The following is a 948-nucleotide window of genomic DNA, read 5'->3' as shown; positions in this document are numbered from 1 at the left end:
GGCCTGAGCAGATGGAGTTGGCTCGGCTGCGGGCGGAGAATGCGCGCCTGAGAATGGAGCGCGATATCGCAAAAAAAAGCCGCGGCATACTTTGCGCAGGACGTGTTGCAAGGTATGCCTGGATTTACCAAGTGAGAAAGCACCGGCCAGTGAGTATCTCGTGCGAGGTGCTGGGCGTGAGCGCCAGTGGCTATTTCGCTTGGCGCCAACGGCAGTCAACTGGCCCCGGCTCCGGTGGACGCCAGAGCGATGAGGCGGTGCTGGCCCACCTGCGTGCCATCCATGCCGAGGTCAAGCAGGAATATGGTTGGCCGCGCATGCATAAGGAGCTGCTCGCGTGCGACGTCAGGGTGGGCAAGGAGCGGGGGCGTCGCCTGATGCAGCGGCATGGCCTACGCGCGCGCACCAAGCGTAAATTTGTTGTCACCACTGACAGCAAACATAACTTGCCGGTGGCCGCCGATTTGGTGCAACGTAGGTTCACCCCTGATGCCCCCAATCAGCTCTGGAGTGGAGACATCACCTACATCGCCACCGGTGAGGGGTGGTTGTACCTGGCCGCGGTCATTGACTTGTTCAGCCGTCAGGTGGTGGGCTGGAGCATGGCGCCACACATGCAGACCAGCCTGGTCCAGGACGCCTTGCGGATGGCCTGGTTCCGGCGCCGCCCGGGTCAGGGGGCGATCTTCCACAGTGATCGTGGCAGCCAATATTGCAGCCATGAGTTCCAGCGCACCATGCGCGATTGGGGCATGCGCTCGTCCATGAGCCGGAAGGGGAATTGCTGGGACAATGCGCCGACCGAGAGCTTCTGGGGACGGCTCAAGACTGCCAGTTTGCACGGAAGAAACTTCGCCACCCGGCGCGAGGTCATGGACGCAGTGCTCGACTGGATAGCCTTCTATAATCACCGACGGCTTCATTCCACGCTGGGTTACCTCAGCCCTA

The 948-nt window shown here is 61.7% G+C and carries 1 protein-coding gene; it reads left to right on the top strand.

Going from position 1 to position 948, the window contains the following annotated elements:
* Nucleotides 1-948: IS3 family transposase (locus tag J8I82_RS37795; RefSeq protein ID WP_209765736.1), on the top strand; the 948-nt coding region annotated here is incomplete at both ends.

The organism is Cupriavidus consociatus (assembly GCF_017814975.1).
In the GTDB taxonomy this organism is placed as follows: Bacteria; Pseudomonadota; Gammaproteobacteria; order Burkholderiales; family Burkholderiaceae; genus Cupriavidus; species Cupriavidus consociatus.
Note: the sequence above shows the minus strand (reverse complement) of the source record. Positions and strands in the feature narration are given on the sequence as shown.